This is a genomic window from Nocardia exalbida NBRC 100660, from assembly GCF_000308575.1.
Classification (GTDB): Bacteria; Actinomycetota; Actinomycetes; order Mycobacteriales; family Mycobacteriaceae; genus Nocardia; species Nocardia exalbida.
On record NZ_BAFZ01000061.1, the window covers coordinates 236,100 to 259,545 of the forward strand.

Below are 23,446 nucleotides of genomic sequence, written 5' to 3' on the forward strand. Positions count from 1 at the left end.
TGTGCCTGAATGACGCAACCGACCGAAGGAGGATGTCATGTCCATTTCGGCCTCGCGCTCGCAGTATCGCGCCGCCCGACACAGCGACGGCGGTTATCCCGGCTCCGAGGGCCCCATCGAATGGACCGTCGCGGCATGGGTTCTGGTATTGACAGTGCTGAGTATCGCGCTGGCGCTGCTGTAAGAACACCACCCTTGGCCGACGAAGGCCTGGCGAGAAACGACAACGGTTCGAACGCCGTTGCGCCAGAGCCGGAACGAGAGCATTCCACTCACGTGTACAGGAGCTGAGCAGCACCAGGTGCTCGACGTTCCTCGCATCCCGTTTCCCCTGCCGCGAAGACCCCTGCGGAGCAACGGTGCCGAGTGGAACGAGGAGAAGGAGTTCGTTCTGTTGGAGGAAGTACTACGGCCGCTCGTCGTCGTGTTCGGCACGGTGGCGATCACTGTGACGGCCGGACTGCTGATCGACCGATTATTGCGTTACATCGCCGGGAAGCGTCCGGACACCCAACTCCCCACACTGTTGCGCCGGGTGCAACTGCCCGTGCAGGTGTTGCTCGGCGCGCTGGCGTTGCACGCCACCTATCCGCTGGCGCACCTGGATCTGCGCCAGGACATGATGATCCGGACCATCCTGGCCTCCGCGGCGATCATGGCGGCGGCCTGGGTGGTCATCCGTGCCGCCGACGCGGTCGCGGAGAACATGCTGCGTTCCTATGCCCGGCGTACCCAGGACATCACGCGGGTACGGCAATTGCGCACCCAGCTCGGTCTGGTGCGCCGGATCGTCACCTCGGTCCTGGTGGTCACGACCGCCGCCGTGGCGATCCTGTTGCTGGTGCCGAGTCTGCGGACCCTGGGCACCTCGTTGCTGGCCTCGGCGGGGGTGATCGGCATCATCGCCGGTGTCGCGGCGCAGTCGACCCTGAGCAACCTGATCGCCGGTCTGCAGATCGCCTTCGGCGACTCGGTCAAGATCGGCGACACCGTCGTCGTGGAGGGGGAGTGGGGCATCGTCGAGGAGATCACCCTCGCGTTCCTCACCGTGCGGATCTGGGACGACCGGAGGCTGACCATGCCCGTCTCCTACTTCAACAACAAGCCGTACGAGAACTGGTCGCGTGGCGGCCCGCAGATCACCGGCACCGTCTACTTGTATCTCGATCACAGCACACCGGTGCCGCTGCTGCGTGAGCACCTGCAGGAGTATCTGCGTACGCGCGCGGATTGGGACGGGCGCGACTGGGGTTTGCAGGTCACCGACAGCACGCCGACGAATATCGTGGTGCGCGCGACGATGTCGGCGGCGAATGCCGACGACGTATGGAACCTGCGCTGCGCGGTGCGCGAGGAAATGCTCGACTGGCTCGCCCGCAACCACCCCCACGCGCTGCCGAAGATCTCCACCGCCATCACCGACTCCTCCACCGACGACCGCAATCTGGCGCCGGCCGGCGACCGCGGCGACGGTTTCGGTGACTGACCCGGTGGTCCGAGACACAGGGCAAGGCTGGAGCGATGGGGCTCGGGCCGCGTGCCGCTGGGTCAGTGTTTCGGGAGGGGATGGAGGGTCACCTGGCTCAGCCGGCCGGACTGTATCCGCGCCGTGAGATAGGTGTGCTCCGGTTGGCGGCGCCGATCCGTCGGCGAACCGGGATTGAGCAAGCGCAACCCGGTCTCGGTGACGCTGTCCCAGGGGATGTGGCTGTGCCCGAAGACGAGCACGTCGGTGTCCGGGAAATTCCGGGAACAGCGTTCCTCCCGGCCTTTCGCGGGTCCGGTCTCGTGCACCACCGCCAGCCTGAGTCCTCCGACTTCGGCATGCGCGATCTCGGGCAGCCGCGCGCGTAAGTCCGGCCCGTCGTTGTTGCCGTAGACGCCGATGAGGCGTGCGCTGCGCGCTTCGAGCCGATCCAGCAGCGCCACCTCCACCCAGTCACCCGCGTGCACGATCACATCGGCCGCCTCGACCTCGCGCCAGAGCGGCTCCGGCAGATCACGCGCGCGCTTGGGCACGTGCGTATCGGACATGATGAGCAACCGCATGGTGACCGGTGTACCACGCCGGGATGTGGACCGGCCGCCTCGCGGATGAGCGGTTTCGGCTGCGCCGGATTATCCCGGTCGACTCATAGGCCACGTAGTGCATTTCTCGAGTGAGATCTATCACACCACCCTCGGTGGTCTCGACGAGATTGGACTTCCGAGCGTGGGTATGTCCGGGCGTGACGGTGACGCAGCGCGGCGCACCGGTGCGACAGTGTCCATCGCGTTGTCCGGGAGGGCTTGTGTCTTCGATGCTTTCATTTCTCATGCTGATGCTGATGCTGCCGGGGATGGCGACCGTCGCTGCGTATGCGACGGTGGCGGTCAGCGTGTGGCTCGAGGAGCGTCGCGACGCCGCCGACTCCGCGGTGCCTGTCGAAGCGCGCCAGTCGTAAGCGCCCAGCGCTCAGCCGTGCAGCCGGTGCCACCAGCGCGTCTTCTCCCGGCGTCGGGGCCCGGCGTTCCAGTCGATGCCCGCGGCAGCCGCGAAGGCCGCCGCATCGGCGGACGTCGTCGTCTTCGGGTGCGTGCGAGCCCACGCCGTGAAGCGTGCGGTGAAGTCGCCCGCACACGCGTGCGCCAGCAGCGGGAAACGACGCGCCACCGCACCGGCGCGCTTGTGGAGCAAGGCGTCCGCCGCCGCACCGACGGCATCCACATCGAATCCCGCGGGTACCGCCGTCCCCGCCACGAGTGCCCGCACCAGTGCCGCTTGCCGCTCGGCGAGAGTCGGGTGCTCCGGCAGGGGAGTCACGCCGGTTCCGCTCTGGCACCGGCTGTGATCGGCGGCCGGGCGGTGGCCGCGGCGATGGCGTCCAGCTCGTCGAGCAACTCGGCGGCGGGCGGATAGTTGCCGTCGCGCTCCAACATCATCGGCGCCGGATGCCGGGCGGTGAATTCCGCGACCAGCGCGAGAACTTCGGCGGGCAGCGGATCGGTATGCGTGTCGTGGTAGCGGCCGCCGGATTCGTGACCGCCCGCGACGTGGCAGTAGGCCACGTGTTCGGCGGGCAGCCGCAGGAGCTCGGTGAGGGGGTCGCGACCCCGGTTGCGGGCGTTCGCGTAGACATTGGCGAGATCCAGCAGCAGCAACACGCCGGTACGGTCGACGAGTTCGGCCAGGAATTCCGCTTCGGAGTACTCGTCGTCGGGCCAGTCGAACAGTGTGGCGATGTTCTCCAAGGCGAGGGGGACCTCCAGCACCGCCCGGGTGCGGGCGATGTTGCCGGTGAGTGCGTCGAGCGCTTCCCTGGTACGCGGTACCGGCAGGAGATGGCCTGCCTCCAGTCCGCCCGCCCGGACGAACGCGACGTGCTCGCTCACCAGCGGAGCCGCGACGGCCGCCGCGCAGGCCGCCAAGTGCTCGACGCGATGGCCCGCCACGGGTTCGGCGCCACCGAGCGACAGCGAAATACCGTGCGGCACCACGGCGACGCCTCGCGCGCGCAGAGCGGCCAGTTCCTCGGGCACGGTCGGCTGCCCGGCGCGGTGGCTGTCCCGGGGCAACGATTCGGCGATGACCTCGCAGAACCCGAGCCCCGTCAAGGTGGCTATGACCCCGCAGATCTCCGGCCGCCAGCCGATACCGAGCGCCCCCGGCGGCAGCGGTCCGGGCTCATCCACCGCAACCGCCGCAGCCCCCGCCACACCCACTTCCGCAGCCGCCCCCGTCTCCGCCGCCGCTGTCGCCGCCCCCGTCGCCGCCGCCCGACGCACTCGGCGGCGCGACTGCCTGGGCAAGGCCGGGATCCAACGCGATGAGCGCGCCGATACCGAAAACGGCGGCCGCGAGCGCCGCGCTCTCGGCGCCGTAGGTCGCGTAGGACGGTGAATAGCTCGGCCCCAGATGCCGGTTGCGCTCGGCCGCGGCGTCCCTGGCACGGACACCGAGCGCGGTCAGCCGGGGCTTCCGAACCACCAGCCAGTAACCGAACGCCTGCGCGATCACCAGCGCCACCAGCACACCGACCGGGTTTCCGTGCGAAGCGCCCGCGATGATCCGCACCACGCCGAGCGCGCCGGTGACCAGGATCGGCATCCCCGCGTCGCGCAGCCCGTGACGCACGGCGGGCCCGGGGAAGTACCCGAGGTCCACCATCCTGGCACGCAGCGCGTCGAGGGCGGCGGGTGATCCGCCCACTATCGCCCGCACGTTCTTGCGCTCACCCGTCGCCAGCCGGTCGTACACCGACAAGGTGAACGCATCCAGCCGCGCCCGCTCCTGCGCCGTGAGGGCGCGAACCGTCGCGGCCCCCGAATCGATCGCGTCGAGAGCGCGCAGCCGCGCCATCGCCGCCAATGCGGCGTTCTGGTCGCCGAACAGCAGCCCCACCTCCGGTGAGGTCAACTCCGCGCCCGGCACGGTGACCGCGTCGGCGTCCGGATCCGCGCGCGTGACCCGTGACCGCAGCCAGATCCCGGCGATCACCGCGACCAGCACCACCGGCAAGTAGATGGCCAGGAACTGCGGCCCGGAGATCCCCCAGGTATCACCGGCCGCGACGAGCCCGTCCGAGTCCACCCCGATTACATTCATCTTCCACCTCGGAATCGGTCCAACCTGCACTCAGTATCGGGCCGCGGGGGTCACCGCGCCATGGCGAATCGCCGTGGCGCGCATATGTCGCCGAGTGTTGCCTCGGCGCTCACCCGGATGATTCGCCAGGGGAGCGTGGCGGACCCGGCTCACCTCCTCTGGCCGAGGCCGAGTTGCTCGGAGACCATCAGCGCGACTTCGGTCTCCAGCCGGTTCACCGTCAAGGGGTGGCCGAGTACTTCTTCGGCCCTGCGTATCCGGTAGTGCACGGTGTTCTTGTGGACGTGCATGCGCGCGGCGGCGTCGGTGAGGCTGCCGCGGGCTTCGAGATAGGTCTGCACCGTCTCACGAAGACGCGCGGTGGTCTCGTCGTCGCCCATGAGGTCACCGAGCACCCGGTGCACCCACGCTCGAGTGTCGGGCAGCCGGTCGATCAGCAGACTCGCCAGCGCCACTCGGGAATGCAAGGTCAGTTGGCGAGCGGGATCGGCGATCAACGCGAGGTTGCGCGCGCCCTGGGCATCGCGGAAAGTCTGCCGGAAGCCGGTCAGTCCGGCGCCGGAGTCGCCGATCGCGACGCGAAGGCCCGGCCTCCGGCGCAGGTCTCGCTCCAGCCGTTCGGCGTCGAGCGACGGTTTGCCGACGGAGGATATCCAGGCCCAGCAGTTCTGCTCGTCGATCAGGACCGTCAGCGGGTGCTTTCCGATCGCGGCGGTGAGCATCTCGGCTCCCGCGCGCAGCAGGTCGATCGATGACCCGACGGGTTCGCGCACCCAGACGATGGCGGCCATATGCCATCCCCGCAACGACGTGGCGAGCATCTGCTCGGCGGAGGCCAGGTCGAGGTCCTCGGTGTCGAGCACGGCGCGGATCTGTGCCGCGCGCGTATTGTCCGTGCGTGCGTCCCAGCGCCGGCGTTCGCTCTCGTAGATGTCGATGACACCTTCGATCACGTGGTCGATATAGCTGTTGACCAGCATGCCGATCCGGCTGGTGGTCTCCAGGGCCAGATCAGCCGAGGCCTCGGAGCGCCGGAGTGCGGCGATGGTCCGCTGCATGAACATGTGTTCGCCGAGGCGGTATGCCCGCAGCAGGGCCTCCAGGGACATCCCGTGCTGGGCGAAGCGCCGGGCGTACTCGGCGGCGGCGGGCGGCACGGTGATGTCGTCGCGGGAGATGCTCAGCGTGAGCATGTCGAGGATCGCGGTGAGGTTGGACGCGGTGCTGGCGATCATCAGGCGCCGCACTTCGTCGTCGTGGCGGAACTCCGGGATCACCTCGCTGAACATCGCGGTCATCTCGGCGGTCAGGCGGTCGATCTCGGCTTTGACGCGTCCGGCGACATCGCGGATGGTTCTGTCCACGTCAACGCTCATGCCGGGACCGTACCCGAACCCGTGCGGCGGCTCCGGCGCATTCCGCATCCTTTTGTGCCGCCGGTACAAAGCGGGACGAAAACACTGGGATGCGAGCCCGTAGCCGGGTTCCGGCACCGCACCTACCTTGGAAATGTAATTCCCGTCACACCCGATCATCTGAGGAAATCGTGCAGCACGTCGTAGAAATTCCGGAGGTCCGGGCGACATGGAATCCGTCCGGTCCCTGCATCGCGGACGACCGCGAACAACTCGACAATCAGACTTTCGCGAAACGGGTATGCGCGGCAGCCGCTGTGCTGTCCGCGAACGGAGTCGGCGAAGGCGATGTGGTCGCCCTCGTCCTGCCGAATCGACTCGAATTCGTCGTCATTCTGTTCGCGGCGTGGCGGCTCGGCGCCGCGGTCACCCCGGTGAAGCCGGATTCCACTTTCGAGGAGGTGCGCTATCAGATCGAGGACTGCCGGGCGAAGGTGGTCGTCACCGAAGGCGGGCGCGGAGCGGGAACGCTCGATATGACCGAAGTGGCGGGCGCGGGCCGCGAGGCCGCCGCGGCCGAACCGGCGCCCGTCGACCCCGGCGCTGCTGCGCTGATCATCTACACCAGCGGCACCACCGGGCAGCCGAAGGGGGTGGTTCTCGACCACGCGAACATCGCCGCGATGTGCGAAATGCTCGTCGCGGCACTGGCATTGGACGACACCGACCACAGCCTGCTCACCTTGCCGCTGTTCCACGTCAACGGAATCGTGGTCGGCATCCTGTCGCCGCTGCTCGCGGGCGGCCACGCCACGATCGCGGGCCGCTTCTCCGCCTCGGCGTTCTTCGGCATCGTGGAACGCGTTCGGCCCACGTACTTCTCGGCCGTACCCGCGATCTACGCGATGCTGGTCGCGCAGCCGGCGAACTCGACGCCGGACACCTCGTCGTTGCGCCGCGTGATCTGCGGGGCCGCGCCGATGCCCGCGGAACTCATCGCGCGATTCGAAACCCGTTTCGGTGTACCGATCGTCGAAGGCTACGGACTGTCGGAAGGCACCTGTGCCTCGACGCTGAATCCGCCGGGCGGGCCGCGCAAACCGGGAACGGTGGGGCTGCCGCTGCCGGGGCAGACCGTCGCGATCATGGATGCCGAAGGAGCGATCGTGGCCGCCGGGACGAGCGGGGAAGTGGTGATCCGGGGCGCCAACGTGATGCGCGGCTATCTCGGCAGGCCGGAGGCGACCGCGCGGACGGTGGTCGACGGCTGGCTGCACACCGGGGATGTCGGCTACTTCGACGAGGACGGATACCTGGTCCTGGTCGACCGGATCAAGGACATGATCATCCGGGGCGGCGAGAACATCTACCCCAAAGAGATCGAAAACGTCCTGCACGCCCATCCCGCGGTCTTGGAGGCCGCCGTGGTCGGCGCTCCCGATCCGGTCCTCGGCGAAGTCCCGGTCGCCCATGTGGTGACGATGCCCGGCGAGCGGGTCGGTGCCGAAGAACTGCTCGAGCACTGCCGCAGGTCCCTGGCCCGGGCGAAGGTACCGGTGTCGATCGAAATCACCGAGGAACTGCCCCGGAATCCGGTCGGGAAAATCGACAAACGCAAACTCCGCGCGCTCGTCGCCGGCACGATCGCCACCCCGTAGACATTCTCCGCTCGGTGCCGAGCGGAAATCCATGATCCGAAACGAAATCGTCCGGGTCCTCGTATGCGCTCGATTCATCGGATGAGAAAGGCCGAACAATGGGATTCAAAACAGCGGATTTCCCGCCCGTCGATGTGACGACATTCCTCGACCAACCGTTGCGGGAGCGTATGCGAACGCTCGCCCTGCACTGGGCCGAATACGGCTTCGGCACGCCGAAGATGATCCATACGATCTATCTGCTCAAGGTGCTGCTGGTCTCGGTGCTGGGCGGGGTCGCCGTGGCCACCTGGAGTTCCGGCGCCGGGCCGTTCTGGGATGTCTCGGCATGGTGGAACGAGCCGGTGGTCTACCAGAAGCTCGTGTTGTGGACCGTCCTGATCGAAGCGATCGGCATCGCCGGGTCGTGGGGGCCGCTCGCGGGCAAGTTCAAGCCCATGACCGGAGGCATCCTGTTCTACGCGCGCCCCGGCACGATCCGCCTGCGTCCGTGGCGGCGGGTGCCGTTCACCAGCGGCGATACCCGCACGGTGCTCGACGTGCTGCTGTACCTGGCGTTCCTGGCGACATTGCTGGCAGCGATCGTGCTGCCCGGCGTACCGAGCGCTTCGCTCAGCGCGGCGCTGCCCGAGAACACCTCGGGCTTGGTGAATCCCGCGCTGCTGATCGCGCCGATCACGCTGTACGTGCTGTGCGGCCTGCGGGACAAGACGATCTTCCTCACCGCCCGCGGCGAGCAGTACCTGCCCGCCCTGGTGTTCTTCGCGGCGCTGCCGTTCGTCGACATGATCGTCGCCGCCAAGCTGCTGATCTGCGCGGTGTGGATCGGCGCGGGTGTGTCGAAGTTCGGGCGGCACTTCAGCAACGTGGTACCGCCGATGGTCTCCAACAGCCCCGGCGTGCCCGCCAAGTGGATCAAGCGGCTGCACTACCGTGACTTCCCCGGGGACATCCGCCCCTCCAAAGTCGCCTCGTTCCTGGCCCATGCCGGCGGCACGACCGTCGAGATCGTCACACCGCTGGTGCTGCTGTTCTCCACCGACCACCGGCTGACGCTGGCCGGTGTGGTGCTGATGGTGGTCTTCCACGCGTTCATCACCTCGACGTTCCCGCTGGCGGTGCCGTTGGAGTGGAACGTCTTGTTCGCCTATCTGACCGTGTTCCTGTTCCTGGGCTTCCCCAACGGCGGCGGGTACGGCCTCGGTGACATCTCCTCCCCGTGGCTGGCCCTGGTGATCGTCGCGGCGCTGGTGTTCTTCCCGATCCTCGGGAACCTGCGCCCGGATCTGGTGTCGTTCCTGCCGTCGATGCGCCAGTACGCCGGCAACTGGGCGTCCGCATTGTGGGCCTTCGCGCCCGGCGCGGAGGAGAAGCTCAACACCATCGGGCACCGGCCCACGCTGAATCAGATCGACCAGTTGAAGGCCATGGGCTACCCGCCCGAGGTCGCGGAGATCACCATGCAGCAGACCATCGCGTGGCGCTCGATGCACAGTCAAGGGCGCGGACTGTTCTCGCTGCTGTACAAGCACCTTCCCGAGATCGACCGGTGGACCGTCCGGGAAGCGGAGTTCGGCTGCAATTCGCTGATCGGCTTCAACTTCGGCGACGGCCACCTGCACAACCTGGATCTGATCAACGCCGTGCAGTCCCGGGTCGGATTCGCGCCGGGCGAGTGGATCGTGGTGTGGGTGGAGTCGCAGCCCATCCACCGGGGTATCCAGCGGTATCAGGTCATCGACGCGGCGCTCGGCGTCATCGAACGCGGCACCTGGCGAGTGCGCGACGCGGCGCAGACGCAGCCGTGGCTGCCCGACGGCCCGATCCCGCACGAGGTGACCTGGCGGCGCGCGGATTACACGGTGCCGATGCCGCCGGACGACCCGGCTCGGGTCCTCGCGCCGCAGCCGGTCGGCTGAGGCCCTCGCACGGACAGGAGAGCGATATGAGCACCGCAGTCGTGGTCGGCAGCGGCCCCAACGGCTTGGCCGCGGCCATCACGTTGGCCAAGGCCGGACTGGACGTCACCGTGCTGGAGGGCGCCGACGAGATCGGGGGCGGCACCCGCACCAGCGAGGCGATCGTGCCCGGTCTGCTGCACGACCACTGCTCGGCCATCCACCCGATGGCGGTCGGCTCTCCCTTCCTGCGCGGCCTGGACCTGGAGCGCTACGGATTGTCCTGGGCGTGGCCGGAGATCGACTGCGTCCATCCGCTCGACGACGGCAGCGCGGGCGTGCTGCTGCGCTCGGTCGCCGAGACCGCCGCCGGTCTCCGCGGCGACGGCCGGGCATGGCGGCTGCTGTTCGAACGGACGGTGGCGGGCTACGACCGGATGAGCGCCGACATCATGCGGCCGCTGCTGCGCCTGCCACGCCATCCGATCCGGCTGGCCCGTTTCGGGATTCCCGCCCTGGCCCCGGCCACGCTGCTGGCCGGGCTGTTCCGTACCGAGCAGGCCAGGGGACTGTTCGGCGGCGTCGCCGCGCATGCCTTCCACCCGCTGCATCGGCCGCTCAGCGCCAGCGTCGGCCTGGGCATCCTCACCGCGGGCCACACCTATGGCTGGGCGGTCGCCGCCGGTGGATCGCAGCGGATCACCGAAGCCATGGCCGCGGTGCTGAGTGACCTCGGCGGGAAGATCGAAACGGGTGTCCACGTGCGAGCGGTGTCCGATCTGCCGCAGGCGGAACTGACGATGTGGGATCTTGCGCCCACCGCGGTCGCGGACATCCTCGGTGAGCGCCTGCCCCCTCGGGTCGGGAGGTCCTACCGCGCGTTCCGATACGGACCGGGCGCGTTCAAGGTCGACTTCGCGGTACACGGCGGCGTGCCGTGGACGGCGGAGGCGGCTCGACGGGCGGGAACGGTGCATCTCGGCGGCACGTTCGCCGAGATCGCCGCCACCGAACGCGAGATCCACGCGGGACGCATGCCCGAACGCCCCTTCGTCCTGGTAGGCCAGCAGTACCTCGCCGATCCGCAACGGTCGGCCGGCGACATCCATCCGATCTGGGCATACGCGCACGTGCCGCACGGCTATCCCGGCGACGCGACAGCGGCCGTCACCGCCCAGATCGAACGCTTCGCTCCCGGTTTCCGCGACCGGATAGCCGGGACCAGCGTGCGCAGCGCCGTGGGATTCGCCGAGTACAACCCCAACTACGTGGGCGGCAACATCATGACGGGGGCGAAGGATATCCCGCAGTTGCTGTTCGGTCCTCGAAAGACTCTGCAACCCTACGACATCGGTGTGCCGGGTCATTATCTCTGCTCCGCGGCCACACCGCCGGGTCCCGGTGCGCACGGCATGTGCGGGGCGAACGCCGCGCAGCGGGCTCTCCGGCAAGCGGGCATCGCGGAGCCGTCCTAGCGTCGCGCACGTCCGCTGTCATCCGGGCGGCGGCCGGTCTCCTCGACACCGGCCGCGAGCCGCGCTCATTCCGGGCGGGGCGGACGGCCTGCAGTTCACCGCCTTGGCCGCGCTGGGCGCCGCGATCGCTCTCGCCTGATCGGGCGAGACGAAGCGGGCGGTAGCGCCGGCCGGTCAGTCCGTGGCCAGGCCGGTTTCCTGTGGGATCGCCAGGGCACTCGATCACCATGGATGCTGACGATACGACGCCGAGCAACGCACCTCATTCCGGTCGAGTCACGCAAGATGACCTGCGCCGTCTGCTGGCCGCAGGCGAGCCGGACGCGCGCCTGGTCCTGGAAGAGGGACAGCTCAGGATCGAACCCGGTGCCGGACCCGAAACGCGCGGAATGCTCATCCTGACGCGAGCCGAATTGGCCGACCGGCTCGGAGCCGATCCGGACGCCACGGCACTGGCCACGGCTGCCGCCGAGTTGGACGCCGAGGTCCGCCTCCGCGGCGCCTGAGGCGCATCGCGGCCCGGGCGGATAGCCGGCGGGCCGCCGCGCGAATCGGCCGCACACGAAATATCGGTTTGCCCGCCCGTACGCCGGACGAGCACCATAGACGGGCATGGACATCGAACCGCGCTACGCACTCGCACCGGGTGTGGGGCCGCCGCAACGAATCGAAGTCGGAGAACTGCTGTCGCGCCGTTGGCTGCCGGAGGATCTGCTGCCGCGGCTCGAGGCGATCAACGCGTCGTTCGACGAGATCCACCCCTGGATGGACTGGCTGCCCGAACCGGCGACGCTGGAGGGTCAACGCGCCTTCGGCCGGGAAACGGACAAGAGCTGGCCCAGCGCCGCCGGAGGCTTCAACTTCGGCATTTTCGACGCCGAAGGCAACGTGCTCGGCGCGATCGGTCTGCACGACCGGCTCGGTGCAGGAGCCGTGGAGATCGGCTACTGGTGTCACACCGCGCACTGCGGCCGGGGAGTGATCACCCGGAGCGCGGCCGCCTTGACCCGTATCGCGTTGGCATCACCCGGTGTCGACCGCGTCGAGATCCATTGCGACGAGGCCAATATCCGCAGTGCCGCGGTCGCCCGTCGGCTCGGCTACCGGCTGGATCGGATCGAGCCACGGGAAAGGACTGCGCCCGCGGAGTCCGGTCGCGGAATGTACTGGGTCATGCGGCGGTGATCACCCGCCCGGTCTCACCCCGTTGTCCGCGCCGAATCCGCCGCCGTGGCGACAGGTGCGCCGGGTTCGTGGACAGCGGGGCCGGGGTCGGCGTCGTAGAGTTCGGCGATCTCGGTGGCGTACTTCTCGGCGATCACTCGCCGCTTGAGCTTCATGGTGAGGGTGACTTCGTCGCCGCCCGCCTCCCAGAAGGTGGGCAACAGGCGGAACCGTTTGACTTGCTCCACCCGTGAGAGTCGAGCGTTGCCCGCGGCGATGCCGGCGGTGATCCGCTCGATGACACCGGCATCGGCCGACAAGGCCGCCGCCGACGAGTCCGGCAGATGGTGGCGCGCGGCGTACGGTCCGGCGGATTCGGCGTCGAGGACGACCAGCGCGGTGTTGTAGGGGCGGCTGTCGCCGATCACGGCGATGGCCCCGATCAGCGGGGTCGCCGCCTTGATCGCGTTCTCGATGTTGGTGGGGGACATGTTCTTCCCGGCGGAGTTGATGATCAACTCCTTCTTGCGGTCCACGACACGGAGGTATCCGTCGTCGTCGATGGTGATCACATCGCCGGTGCTCAGCCAGCCCTCGGAATCGACGGCCTCGGCGGTCTTGCCGGGTTCTCCGCGATAGCCCTTCATCACGAGCGGTCCACGCACCTGTAGTTCGCCGTCATCGGCGATCCTGGCCTGCATGCCGGGCAGCAACTTGCCCACGGTGCCGAGTCCGGCTTCGCCGGGATGACTGACGCTGCAGATGCAGGTGAGTTCGGACATGCCCCAGATCTCCGCGATCGGGACCCCGAGGCCGGCGAAGAAGCCGAGCGTCTCGGCCGGGATGGGCGCCGCGCCGGAGATCGCCCAGCGGACCCGGTCGAGACCGAGTTTCGCACGCAGCCCCGACAGCACGAGCCGGTCGGCGCGCGCCCACTCGGCGGCGACCGCTTCCGGGACCGGTTCCCCGTTCAATTGGTGCGCGCTGCGCCGGGCGGCGACCGCCAACGCCCAGTGCAGTGCGGCCCTGCGGTCTTCGTCCGGTTCGCTGGCGACGGCGAATTCGATTGCCGCCTTCAGCTTCTCCCATACGCGAGGCACGGCGCCCCAGATCGTGGGATGCAGGTCGGCCAGCGCGGCGCCGATCCCGGTGGGGTCGGCGACGCAGGTCACCTGCGTGCCGAAGACCTCCTGGAAGTAGAGCGCGGTGAGCCGGTCGGCGATGTGCGCGGTCGGCATATAGGACGTGATCGTGTCGCCGAAGCGAACTCCGAGCACTCGATCGACGGCATAGCACTCGAACATCAGGTTCGCATGTGTCGTCTCCACGCCCTTGGGGTTGCCGGTGGTCCCCGACGTATAGATCAGCGTGGCGACGTCATCCGGCCGGACCGCACGCCACGCGGCGTCGAAGTCGAAGTTCTCCTCGCCCGCGGCGATCACGTCGGCGACCGACAAAGTGCCCTCGGGTGCGTCGTCGACGCAGACGATGTGGTCGAGTTCGACTCCGCTCGCACGGATCGGCTCGACATACCGAGGCTCGCACATCACCAGTCGCACACCGGCATTGCCGAGGACGTACGCGATCTGCTCCGGCGCCGCGGTGTTGTACACCGAGAAACTGGTGGCGCCCAGGTGCTGAGCCCCGATTTCCAAGGGATAGAAATCGATGCGGTTGGACATCATCGAGGCGACGGTGTCGCCGGGCCGCACCCCGAGCGCCGACAGGCCGGCGGCGATACCCCGGACCCGCGCCGCGTACTCGCGCCAAGTGAGGGTGGCGGCGTCCCCGGGGGTTCGGAGCGCGATCGCGTCGGGATCGACGGTGGCGTTGTACTGGAAGGCGGCGGGAAGCGTGTCGAAGGTTCGGGTGCTCACAGGAGGAATTCCTTCGGATCGGGTGACGCGCGTTGCGGCCGGACCATGCCGCGTGGAGCTGAGATGGACGGCCGCGAGCCGCCGTGACCGGAGTACGGCGACCGCATGCGGAATGACACGGGCTCGGAGGTTACGACGGGGTCGCGCGGGCTTCGACCCGGCGCAGCAGGTCGTGCACGCGGGTGTCGCGAGCGAGTGCGCTGTCGAGCACGACGTTGATCGCTCCGCGCAGCAGGGCGTAGGGCTCCCAGCCCGCCGGTGCGATGGTGCGCGCCGCGCGCCGCTCGATGCCGTCGGCGATGGTCCCGGCGGCCTGCGCGGCCGAGATCCGCACGTTCAACGGCCAGGGCAGCAGGTCGTCCAGTTCTCGGCCGAGTTCGTCGTAATCGAGGGTGTCGTGTGTCATCCGGGTGTCCACGATGCCGAAATAGGCGATGCCCGCCGAAGCGCCGAAGGGGGCCAGTTCCACGCGCAGCGCCCGGCCGAGCTGTTCGACCGCCGCTTTGCTGATCATGTACGGGGCTCCCGCCATACCGGGCGCGAAGGCGGCGCACGACGACACCACGACCACGTGACCGCCCGCGGTGACGACGTGGTCGAGCGCGGGCCGCACCGTGTTGAACACACCGGTGAGGTTGATGTCCATGACCCGATCGAAGTCCCGCCCGTCGAGCGTGCGCACCGTCGCCGGGCGGGGCACCACGCCCGCATTCGCCACCACCACGTCCAAGCGGCCGAAATGCCCGGCGGCCCGGTCGATCGCCGCGCGCATCGCCGCGCGGTCGGTGACGTCGGCGGCGATGGCGAGGGCGCGCTCGCCCAGCGTCGCGGCGGCCGCGCCGACCGCGTCCTGGTCGACGTCGACGAGGACGACCGAGGCCCGCCGGTCGTGTAGGACATCCGCCAGTTCGCGCCCGATGCCGTGGCCCGCGCCCGTGATGAGCGCGACCCGGCCCTCGACCGAATAGCTCCGGCGCTTGCGGCCGATCGAGAAGATGTCGTCGATCATCGGCTCACCTCGTAGGCTTCGGTGTCGAATCGGCTGGTGCGCTGCCGGTATTCGAAACTCCAGTTCGGATACAGGCCAGCGTTGAGCCCGTCGGGCGTCTGGTAGTAGCTGCGGCAACCGCCGGTCAGCCATACCGTCGACGAGCTCCGGCGCGCCATCTCCGCGACGAAAGCCGCCTGCGCCTCCGGGCGCACCTCGACGCGGCGCGCGCCGGAGGACCGTGCGTGGCGCAGGGCGTCGACGATGTACGCGATCTGGGATTCGATCATGTAGATCGCGGACTGGTTACCGGCGGCGCCGAAGGGACCGAGTGTGCAGAAGAAGTTGGGGAACCCGGCCACCGCCACACCGAGGTAGCTCTGCGGTCGTCGACGGTAGAGCTGGGCGAGCGTTTGCCCGTCGCGTCCGGCGTAGCGTTCGTAGGCGGTCGGGATCGAGGTGAAGCCGGTGCCGAAGATGATGGTGTCCACCGGGTGCTCGCTGCCGTCGCGCAGCAGGATCGAGTGCGGCCGGATCTCGGCGATCGGTTGGGTGACCACGTCGACGTTCGGCTGGTCGAGCGCCGGGAGGTAGGTGTCGGAGAAGATGGCGCGTTTGCACCCGATGACGTAGTCGGGTGTGAGCTTCTCGCGCAGCTCCCGATCGCGCACCTGGCGCAGCAGCTGCCAGCGGCCCAGTGCTTCGTAGGGGTGCCGGAAGCGCTGGTCGACCAGCGAGATGAGCCCGAACGTCTCGATCGCCGCGTAGAACCCGCCGCGGATCGCGCGCTGCGCCAGCGGTATACGCCGGAGCAGCCGCCGCTCCAGGTCGCGGGTGCGGCGATCCATGCGCGGGACGATCCACGGGGCCGATCGCTGGAACAGCAGCAGCTGGGCCACCTTCGGCTGGATCTCCGGGACGAACTGCACCGCCGAGGCGCCGGTGCCGATCACCGCGACCCGCTCGCCGGTGAGATCGTGGCCGTGATCCCAGTGCAGGGAGTGGAATGACCTGCCCGCGAACGAGTCCATGCCGGGTAGCTGCGGATACTTCGCCTCGGCGAAGAGCCCGGCGGCGGAGAGCAGGAAGTCCGCGGTGAGCGTTCCTCGCGAGGTCTCGATGAGCCAGAGCGAACGCTGCTCGTCCCACCGGGCGTCGAGCAATTCGGCGCCGAACCTGATGTGCCGCACGACATCGTGTTCGACGGCCACCGTGCGCAGGTAGTCGAGGATTTCACCCTGCCTGCCGTAGGTGCGCGACCAGTCGGGATTGGGCGCGAAGGAGTAGCTGTAGAGGTGCGAGGGCACATCGCATGCGCAACCGGGGTAGGTGTTGGCGCTCCAGGTGCCGCCGAGGTCGTCGGCTCGTTCGAGGATGACCAGGTCGTCGAATCCGGCCTCGCGCAGCTTGATCGCCAGGCCGATGCCGCCCAGTCCCGCGCCGACGATCGCTACGGGTGTGTGCTCGATCGGGTCGGATGTCACTGGTGCTTCCTTCCGTGCAGAATCCCGACGAGCAGGTCGGCGATCGCGTCCGCGCGATGGTCGCGCCGGAACGAGGTGAGCGGCAGCGGGGACGGGAAGCGCTGGCGCGTCGTGGCTTTGGCGTAGGTGAATTCGCGGAGGCCGTCCGGGCCGTGCACACGGCCGAAGCCCGAGGCGCCCACACCGCCGAGCGGCAGAGCGGGGATGGTGGCGTGCGCGACGAAGGCGTTGATCGAGGTGCCGCCCGCGCGGATGCGGTCGGCGATCTCGCGCCCGCGACGGCGGGCGAAGACGGTGCCGCCCAGCCCGTACGCTCCGCGGTTGACCAACTCGACGGCCTCGTCCATGTCCCGGACCCTGGTCACCGTCAGGGTGGGACCGAAGGTCTCCTCCGTCACCGCGGCCGCGTCCTCGGGGACGTCGACCAGGATGGTCGGCTGGACGAACTGGCGATCGATCGTGTCCGGGCCGCCGAGCACAGCCCGCGCGCCGCGCGCGACGGCGTCCTCGATGTGGCGGCGGATGATGGAAAGCTGTTTCGGCATGGTGATGGGTCCGATTCGCGAGCCCTCCCCGCCCGCCTCGATCTCGGCCGCCGCCGCCACCAGCTTCGCGAGGAACTCGTCGTAGACATCGGCATGGACGTACACGCGCTCCACGGCCAGACAGGTCTGCCCCGCGTTGGACAATCCGCCCCACACCGCCGCGTCGGCGGCGGCCTCGAGGTCGGCGTCGGCGTCCACGATGAGCGCGTCCTTGCCGCCGCACTCCATCAGCACCGGCGTGAGATTCTCCGCGCAGGCGGCCATGACCAGCTTGCCGGTGGCGGTGGAACCGGTGAACCCGATCTTGCCGACTTCGCTGCGGCACAACGCGTTCCCGGTATCGCCGAGCCCGGTGATCACCTGGAGCACCGGCTCGGCGGGCGCGGTGCGGGCGAAGGCCTGCGCGAGCCACAGCCCGACGCCGGGGGTGTACTCGCTGGGTTTGAACACCACGGCGTTTCCGGCGGCCAGCGCGAACGAGATGGAACCGAGCGGAGTGAAGACCGGGTAGTTCCACGGGCCGATGACGCCGACCACCCCGAGGGGACGGTATTCGACCGTGGCCGCGTGGTTGAACGTCAGCAGGCTCGACGGCACGCTACGGCGTCCGAGCACCTTCTCGGCATTGCGCGCCGCCCACCGCAGGTGTTCGAGTGCCATGGCGATCTCGAGCTTGGCGTCGGAGATCGGCTTGCCCATCTCGCGGTGGATCACCTCGGCCAATTCCGCACGGCCCGAGGCGATCTCGCCGCGCCAGGCGTCCAGGTGCCGCGCGCGCCCGGCGAAGCCGAGGTCGCGCCACCAGGCCGCGGCCCGGTGGGCCGTGGCGACGGCGGCATCGACGGCATGGCGGTCGTGGACCGGGTAGGTGCCGACGACCGCGCCGGTGGCCGGGTCGTGCACATCGAAGGTCGACACCGCGGACGGTGCGGGCTGGCCGGTCGAGACGCTCATCGGGTCGTCTCGCTCGATCGGCGACGGATAGACAACGCTGTCCCTTTCGTGTGGCGGTCTCAGAGGTCGACCACGAGGTGGTCGCCCGCGGCGCGGGAGACGCAGACCAGCATCTGGTTCTCGCGTTCGGCGGCGGTGAGCAAGCGGTCGCGGTGGTCGACGGCGCCGGAGACGACCGCGACCTTGCAGGTGCCGCAGAAACCCTGGCGGCAGGAGTAGGGGGTATCGGGCAGCGCGCGGTGGATCGCGGTGAGCGCCGTTTCGCCGGCCGCGACCCGGACGGTGGTGCCGGTGCGGGCCAAGGTGAGGTCGAATTCCGCGCCGTCGGCGACCGGGAGCGCGGAGAACCGTTCGGTGTGCAGCGAGCCGGTCGGGTTGAGTTCGAACATGCACCGCTGCGCCGCCTCCAACATCGGCGGCGGCCCGCACACGTACACCGCCGCGCCGGGTTCGGCACGCGACAACAGGGCGGCGACATCAGGTGGGCCGAATTCGTCGTCCGGCCTGACCTCGGCATCGGGGAGGTCGGCGAGGAACGGCATGGTGGCGCGCGAGCGTCCGACGTACACCAGGCGCCCACGGGCACCCGCGGCCTGGACCATGGGTTTGATCGGCGTGATGCCGATGCCACCGGCCAGGAACAGATACGACGGCGCCTCGACGAAGGTGAAGGCGTTGCGCGGCCCGCGAATCCGCAGACCGTCGCCGACTCGCAGCGAGCGGTGTATTTCGCGGGACCCACCGCCGCCCTCCGGGATGAGCCGCACCGCGATGCGATACCGGAACCGGTCGTTCGGGTCGCCGCACAGCGAGTACTGACGCTGGCGTCCCGAGGGCAAGAAGACGTCCACGTGAGCGCCGGGCCGCCACGCGGGCAGCGGACCGCCACCGGCGGCGCGCAACGTCAGGCCGACGACGTCGGCGGCCGGTCGATCGATCGCTGCGATGGTGGTGTCGAAGTCGAATCCCGTGCCGCGCACCATGTTCGGGCGCGACAGGAGCGGCGCGGCGCGTCCGGTGACGAACACCTTCCGGTAGATGTCCATGACATCGCCGATCAGCCGCAGTCCCGCCGGCGCCGGGCGGTCGGTCACGGTGGGCGCTCCGCTCATCGGTTCGCCGCCCGCGCGGCAGGCGAGTGCGCCAGATAGCGCAGGGCGTTGTCCATCGGCCCCAACTGGGACGGATGGAAGCCCGGCCGCAGGTACCGCGGCATCTCGGTGAAGAAGACCGTCCATTTCGGGATGACGCCGCGCCGGGTCGCGCTCCAGAACTGCAGACCCCAGAACCGGCCTTTCCGCGGCGACGGGTCCTTCCGGTACAGATAGGCGGTCGAGACGATGAACAGCGGCAGCAACGTCGCGCTGGCCAGGAGCGCCGTGCGGGCCTTGCGCGCGTAGCTGCCGTCCAGATGCATGAACGCGTCGTAGACGACGCTGCGATGCTCCACCTCTTCGGCGCCGTGCCACCGGACCAGGTCCAGCATCGCCGGGTGCATGCCCTTGGCTTCGAGGATGTCGGCGTTGAGCAGCCATTCCCCGAGGACCGCTGTGTAGTGCTCCATGCCCGCGAACAGGCCGAGCCGTTCCTTGAGCCACTCTTCCTTGGCGCGCCCGGTCAGGCCGTGGTCGCCCAGGATGCGATCGACCAGCCAGGCGACCTTGGTGACATACGACTCGACGTCCAGGCCGATGGATTGCAGATGCCTGCGCGCGGCCTCGTGGCTGCTCGCGTGCATGGTCTCCTGCCCGATGAACCCCGTCACCTCCTCTCGCAACCGCTCGTCGTCGATGTGCGGGAGGGCCTCGGCCAGCGCCTGCGCCATGGCTCGTTCCCCTTCGGGCAGCACCAGGTGCATGACATTGACGATGTGGGTGGCCAAGGCCTCGCCCGGCACGTAGTGCATAGGCACCGAATCGAAATCGAAATGGACGTCGCGCGCATGGATGGCATGCGCTTCGTCGCGATACGGGCGCTCCGACGCGCCTACCTGCTCAGCCATGCCCCGACCCTACATAGCTACAAATCGTATTGCAATGTTGCAGCAACAACCCGGTTCGAATGTTGCAGGAAGGGGTGGTTTTGCTAGCGTTGGCCTATGCCCACCGCCTCGAAAGCCACCGCGAGCAGCGAAAACGTCGCCGGAAATTTGGTCACCCGGATCTTGGACGCGGCTCTGGTGCAGTTCGAGCAGGTCGGCGTCAAGAAGACGACGATCGAGGAAGTGGCCCGGAAGGCGGGTGTGGACCGGGTGACGGTCTATCGCCACGTCGGAGGCCGCGACGACCTGGTGCAAGCCGTGATCAGTCGGGAGGTGGCCGCGGTGCTCGCCGAGATCACCGAGATCGCCGACCGTCACGACGACCTCGGCGATCTGGTCGCCGACATCTTCGTCACCGTCATCACCCGCTGGCGCACGAACCCGCTGGTCGAACGCATGCTGGCGCTGGAACCGGCGCGCGTGGTCCTCAAACTCACCGTCGACGGCGCGGGTCCGTTCGCGATGTCCGTGCACACGACCGATGTCGCGCTCCAGCGTGCCGTCGAGCGGGGGATCCTCCCGCCCGCGACGGATCTGACCACTCGCGCCGAGATCGTGTGCCGGATCGTCCATTCGCTGATCCTCGCGCCGCACGGCCTCACCGAACTCCGAACCGACGAGCAGCTCGGCGATTTCGCCCGAACGTACCTCGTGCCGGTAGTGGCCGGACCCGACGCCGTGTCCGGCTGACACTCGGGCGCATCCGGTCGACGAGAACCGGCACGCGGATGTGCCGCGGGTGAATCCTCCGTTCCGGCGCGGCAACCACATTCGGTGACTTGTAGGGTTTGCGCGGAGCCGGAGAAATGTCCGGCGGGCTCAGGAACTCACCCGAGCGATGTCCGGGCGAGGAAGGGCGGAGTCGGTTTCTCCTGCCCGCCCGTGGCGTCGCCGCTGTGAGTCGGCGCCGGTGGCGTGTTCCTCTTTCTCGGTGTGCTTCAGCCGATTTCGTCTCGGCCGATAAAATCGATCGCTCGGATCGCGAATTGTGATGTGCCGTTGCCGAGCGCCCCGACGAACCTGCACTCACGGTCACGCTCGGTGACGGAGCGCTCCGGTGTGGCGTGGGTAGCCGGGGCGCGGGACCTCGTGCGTGGTTCGGCGGGAAGCCGACATGTCCTCCGGCCTGGAACGATGCGGATCTCCACCGTCTCCCCTGAATAGCGAAAGGTGTGCTGTTCGGCTCGGAAATCGGGGCACGGACTGTGCGCCGCAGGTTGTCGAGCGGCCGTGGACGGGTCGCCGGGCATCGTCCCGCTGATCCTGTCACGAATCCTTTTGCGGTGGGGCCGCGCACTTCTGGCTTGCCAGGGGAGGCCGAATACCCACGACGATCTTGCCATCCGCAGCGCTTCAGCCAACGAAGAGTTCAGGTAGCTCAATGTTGACTATGCGCTGTGAAGGAGGAGGGGTGGCAAACGCGATGACCTGCGAGGTGGCTGTCGTCGGCGCGGGGTTCGGCGGCATCGGGATGGGAGTCGGGTTGCGACGGGCCGGGATCACCGATTTCGTGATCTTCGAGCGGGGCGGCGACGTGGGCGGGGTCTGGCGGGACAACACCTATCCGGGGTGCTCCTGTGATGTGCCGTCCCACTTGTATTCGTTCTCGTTCGCCCCTTACCGCAGTCGGCGCACCCGGTTTCCGCGCCAGTCGGAGATCCTGGAGTACCTGCGCCAGGTCGCCGCCGACCACGGCTTGGCGCCGCACCTGAGATTGGGCACCGCGATCAGCGAGGCCACCTATCTGGAAGACCGGGGCGGCTGGGAACTGACCACCTGCGATGGTCAGCGCGTGTTCGCGCGCGTGGTGATCTTCGCCGTCGGACAGCTGCACCGGCCGAACGTTCCCGACATCGCCGGACGGGCGGATTTCGCCGGACCGTCCTTCCATTCCGCCCGGTGGGACCACAGCCAGAACCTACGTGGGGTGGACGTGGCCGTGATCGGCACGGGCTCGAGCGCGGCACAGATGCTGCCGACCTTGGCCGCGACCGCCCGCCACGTCCGCGTCTTTCAGCGCACACCGCACTGGGTACTGCCCAAACCGCCGGCCGATTTCGGACCGCTCGCCCGAACGGCGCTGCGGCTGCCCGGCGCCCACCGTCTCTACCGCCGAGCCCTGTACTACGGTGCCGACGTCGTGCTCGCGCCGATCATGCGCCGGGGTTGGTCGGCGCGTCCCGCCGAATGGGCTGCCCGACGGTATCTGCACAGCCGGATCGAGGACCCACGGCTGCGCGCGAAACTCACGCCCGACTATCCGCTCGGGGGCAAGCGCATCATCTTCGACAGCGACTACTACTCGACGCTGACCCGGGACAACGTCGAGCTGGTGACCGCCCCGATCGCCCGGATCACCCGCGACGGACTGCTCACCACCGACGGCGCGCACCATCGGGCCGACGTCATCATCTACGCCACCGGCTTCCGCGCTCCGGAATTCCTGGTTCCGATCACCGTGCGCGGACGCGGGGGAGTTCTGCTGCACGACCAATGGCGCTCGGGCGCGACAGCGCTCCTGGGGGTGGCGGTACCCGGGTTTCCGAACGCCTTCCTGATCGCCGGACCGAACAGCTTCAACCCCGCGGGAAGTAATCCCGGGATGAAGGAATGCCAGATCGACTACATCATTCGTTGCCTGCGCTGGCGCGACCGGATCGGCGCCGCCACGATCGAAGTCCGCGCGTCCGCGATGCGGACACACCAGGAGTGGATCGAGCGAGCTGTCGCGAAGACGGTCTGGCCCGCCATGGGACCGATTTGGTACAAGCACGACAGTGGGCGCGTCACCAATCCGTGGCCTGCCTCGGCCCGCACGTTCGACCGCGCTATGCGGCGACCGCCGTCCGAATCGTTCGGCACCGTTGCGTCCGATCCGGCCACGCCGGATCGGAAGCGCTCGAAACGAGTGAAGTGGACGAGGAAGTCCGCGCCGTCGGTGCAATCCGAAGGACCGACGGTGATCCGCGCCGAATGAGCGGGCTCGGCCGAGCCGCGCTCGCACCGCTGGTTCGGTGTCCGCGTCGGCTCGGTCGTGTCACGGCTGGGGAGTGCTCGGTTCGTAGAGCGCGATGTGCCAGACGGAACCGGGTGCCGGGCGTATGACGGCGCGGCGCTCGTGCGGTCCGGTGACCGGTTGCGCAACCTCGAAACCTCCGGTGCGCAACCGGTTGAGCGCGAGATCCAGATCGTCCACCTTGATCGCGAGGAACGGGGTGTCGTCGTCGCGGTCGGTGCCCGCGAGCATGACCCGGACGCCATTGCTGTCGAACTGGGCCCAGCGGTCGCCGTCCAGCACGGTGGGCCCGGCGCCGAAGACGGCGGTCAGCAGTGCCACGGTGGTGGGCAGGTCGTCGGTGGGGTAGGCGGGGCCGATTCGCTGGATCGTCATCTGTGCTCCGTAACTGTGTGTGCGGGCTCGG

22 protein-coding genes are annotated in these 23,446 nt (G+C 68.7%); 10 read left to right on the forward strand and 12 right to left on the reverse strand.

Annotated elements, in window-relative coordinates:
* Positions 1-37 precede the first annotated feature (37 nt).
* Together ON29_RS35820 and ON29_RS14955 are read left to right on the forward strand one after the other, a co-directional pair.
* Positions 38-184: a hypothetical protein gene (locus ON29_RS35820; RefSeq protein WP_157106512.1), complete on the forward strand. Its 147-nt coding sequence runs from the start codon at positions 38-40 to the stop codon at positions 182-184.
* A gap of 117 nt (positions 185-301) precedes the next feature.
* Positions 302-1,486, forward strand: coding sequence for a mechanosensitive ion channel family protein (locus ON29_RS14955; RefSeq protein ID WP_245548960.1), 1,185 nt, complete (start codon positions 302-304; stop codon positions 1,484-1,486).
* 62 nt (positions 1,487-1,548) lie between these two features.
* Here the strand turns inward: ON29_RS14955 and ON29_RS14960 are convergent, their stop codons facing one another.
* A complete protein-coding gene (locus ON29_RS14960; protein WP_040866841.1) occupies positions 1,549-2,049 on the reverse strand; it encodes a metallophosphoesterase family protein in 501 nt (166 codons plus the stop codon).
* 242 nt (positions 2,050-2,291) lie between these two features.
* Between ON29_RS14960 and ON29_RS35825 the strand changes: the two genes are divergently transcribed.
* On the forward strand, positions 2,292-2,444 hold the full coding sequence (locus ON29_RS35825; RefSeq protein ID WP_157172784.1) for a hypothetical protein: 153 nt from the start codon (positions 2,292-2,294) through the stop codon (positions 2,442-2,444).
* A gap of 11 nt (positions 2,445-2,455) precedes the next feature.
* Here ON29_RS35825 and ON29_RS14965 read toward each other — a convergent pair whose 3' ends face one another.
* The 4 genes from ON29_RS14965 to ON29_RS14980 form a co-directional block, all read right to left on the reverse strand.
* Positions 2,456-2,803, reverse strand: a complete 348-nt coding sequence (locus ON29_RS14965) for an SCO6045 C-terminal-like domain-containing protein (RefSeq protein WP_063825315.1) — start codon at positions 2,801-2,803, stop codon at positions 2,456-2,458.
* Complete coding sequence (locus tag ON29_RS14970) at positions 2,800-3,672, reverse strand: MbnB/TglH/ChrH family RiPP precursor modification enzyme (protein ID WP_174371824.1); 873 nt, start codon at positions 3,670-3,672, stop codon at positions 2,800-2,802. Before ON29_RS14970 ends, ON29_RS14965 begins: the two co-directional genes overlap by 4 nt.
* On the reverse strand, positions 3,665-4,585 hold the full coding sequence (locus ON29_RS14975; protein WP_063825316.1) for a TIGR04222 domain-containing membrane protein: 921 nt from the start codon (positions 4,583-4,585) through the stop codon (positions 3,665-3,667). Before ON29_RS14975 ends, ON29_RS14970 begins: the two co-directional genes overlap by 8 nt.
* Positions 4,586-4,734: 149 nt before the next feature.
* A complete protein-coding gene (locus ON29_RS14980) occupies positions 4,735-5,961 on the reverse strand; it encodes a PucR family transcriptional regulator (protein WP_040866927.1) in 1,227 nt (408 codons plus the stop codon).
* A gap of 89 nt (positions 5,962-6,050) precedes the next feature.
* Here ON29_RS14980 and ON29_RS14985 point away from each other — a divergent pair, with 89 nt between their 5' ends.
* The 5 genes from ON29_RS14985 (at position 6,051) to ON29_RS15005 (ending at position 12,156) form a co-directional block, all read left to right on the forward strand.
* Entirely contained in the window at positions 6,051-7,598 is a 1,548-nt protein-coding gene (locus tag ON29_RS14985; protein WP_083863508.1) for a class I adenylate-forming enzyme family protein, read from the forward strand.
* A gap of 98 nt (positions 7,599-7,696) precedes the next feature.
* Entirely contained in the window at positions 7,697-9,517 is a 1,821-nt protein-coding gene (locus ON29_RS14990) for a DUF3556 domain-containing protein (RefSeq protein WP_051175214.1), read from the forward strand.
* 26 nt (positions 9,518-9,543) lie between these two features.
* A complete protein-coding gene (locus tag ON29_RS14995; RefSeq protein WP_040866844.1) occupies positions 9,544-10,971 on the forward strand; it encodes a phytoene desaturase family protein in 1,428 nt (475 codons plus the stop codon).
* 227 nt (positions 10,972-11,198) lie between these two features.
* Positions 11,199-11,477 carry a hypothetical protein gene (locus tag ON29_RS15000; RefSeq protein ID WP_040866845.1) on the forward strand — a complete coding sequence of 93 codons (279 nt, stop codon included), beginning with the start codon at positions 11,199-11,201 and terminating at the stop codon, positions 11,475-11,477.
* 106 nt (positions 11,478-11,583) lie between these two features.
* Complete coding sequence (locus ON29_RS15005; RefSeq protein WP_040866846.1) at positions 11,584-12,156, forward strand: GNAT family N-acetyltransferase; 573 nt, start codon at positions 11,584-11,586, stop codon at positions 12,154-12,156.
* Between the two features lie 14 nt (positions 12,157-12,170).
* Here ON29_RS15005 and fadD11 read toward each other — a convergent pair whose 3' ends face one another.
* The 6 genes from fadD11 to ON29_RS15035 form a co-directional block, all read right to left on the reverse strand.
* Entirely contained in the window at positions 12,171-14,012 is a 1,842-nt protein-coding gene (gene fadD11, locus ON29_RS15010) for a fatty acid--CoA ligase FadD11 (protein WP_040866847.1), read from the reverse strand.
* A gap of 130 nt (positions 14,013-14,142) precedes the next feature.
* Positions 14,143-15,021: an SDR family oxidoreductase gene (locus ON29_RS15015; RefSeq protein WP_040866848.1), complete on the reverse strand. Its 879-nt coding sequence runs from the start codon at positions 15,019-15,021 to the stop codon at positions 14,143-14,145.
* The gene (locus ON29_RS15020; RefSeq protein WP_040866849.1) at positions 15,018-16,484 is read right to left on the reverse strand and encodes a flavin-containing monooxygenase; all 1,467 of its coding nucleotides are present in this window, start codon (positions 16,482-16,484) and stop codon (positions 15,018-15,020) included. The genes ON29_RS15015 and ON29_RS15020 overlap by 4 nt, the downstream gene beginning before the upstream one ends.
* Positions 16,481-17,983 carry an aldehyde dehydrogenase family protein gene (locus ON29_RS15025; protein WP_040866850.1) on the reverse strand — a complete coding sequence of 501 codons (1,503 nt, stop codon included), beginning with the start codon at positions 17,981-17,983 and terminating at the stop codon, positions 16,481-16,483. The genes ON29_RS15020 and ON29_RS15025 overlap by 4 nt, the downstream gene beginning before the upstream one ends.
* 59 nt (positions 17,984-18,042) lie before the next feature.
* On the reverse strand, positions 18,043-19,095 hold the full coding sequence (locus ON29_RS15030) for a PDR/VanB family oxidoreductase (protein ID WP_040866851.1): 1,053 nt from the start codon (positions 19,093-19,095) through the stop codon (positions 18,043-18,045).
* Positions 19,092-19,985, reverse strand: a complete 894-nt coding sequence (locus tag ON29_RS15035) for a metal-dependent hydrolase (protein ID WP_040866852.1) — start codon at positions 19,983-19,985, stop codon at positions 19,092-19,094. Before ON29_RS15035 ends, ON29_RS15030 begins: the two co-directional genes overlap by 4 nt.
* Positions 19,986-20,081: 96 nt before the next feature.
* On the opposite strand from ON29_RS15035, the gene ON29_RS15040 reads away from it, so the two are divergent.
* Positions 20,082-20,714: a TetR/AcrR family transcriptional regulator gene (locus ON29_RS15040; protein ID WP_040866853.1), complete on the forward strand. Its 633-nt coding sequence runs from the start codon at positions 20,082-20,084 to the stop codon at positions 20,712-20,714.
* A gap of 721 nt (positions 20,715-21,435) precedes the next feature.
* A complete protein-coding gene (locus tag ON29_RS15045) occupies positions 21,436-23,001 on the forward strand; it encodes a flavin-containing monooxygenase (protein WP_245548961.1) in 1,566 nt (521 codons plus the stop codon).
* A gap of 60 nt (positions 23,002-23,061) precedes the next feature.
* On the opposite strand, the gene ON29_RS15050 is transcribed toward ON29_RS15045, so the two are convergent.
* Positions 23,062-23,415 carry a VOC family protein gene (locus ON29_RS15050; protein WP_063825318.1) on the reverse strand — a complete coding sequence of 118 codons (354 nt, stop codon included), beginning with the start codon at positions 23,413-23,415 and terminating at the stop codon, positions 23,062-23,064.
* Positions 23,416-23,446: the final 31 nt, after the last annotated feature.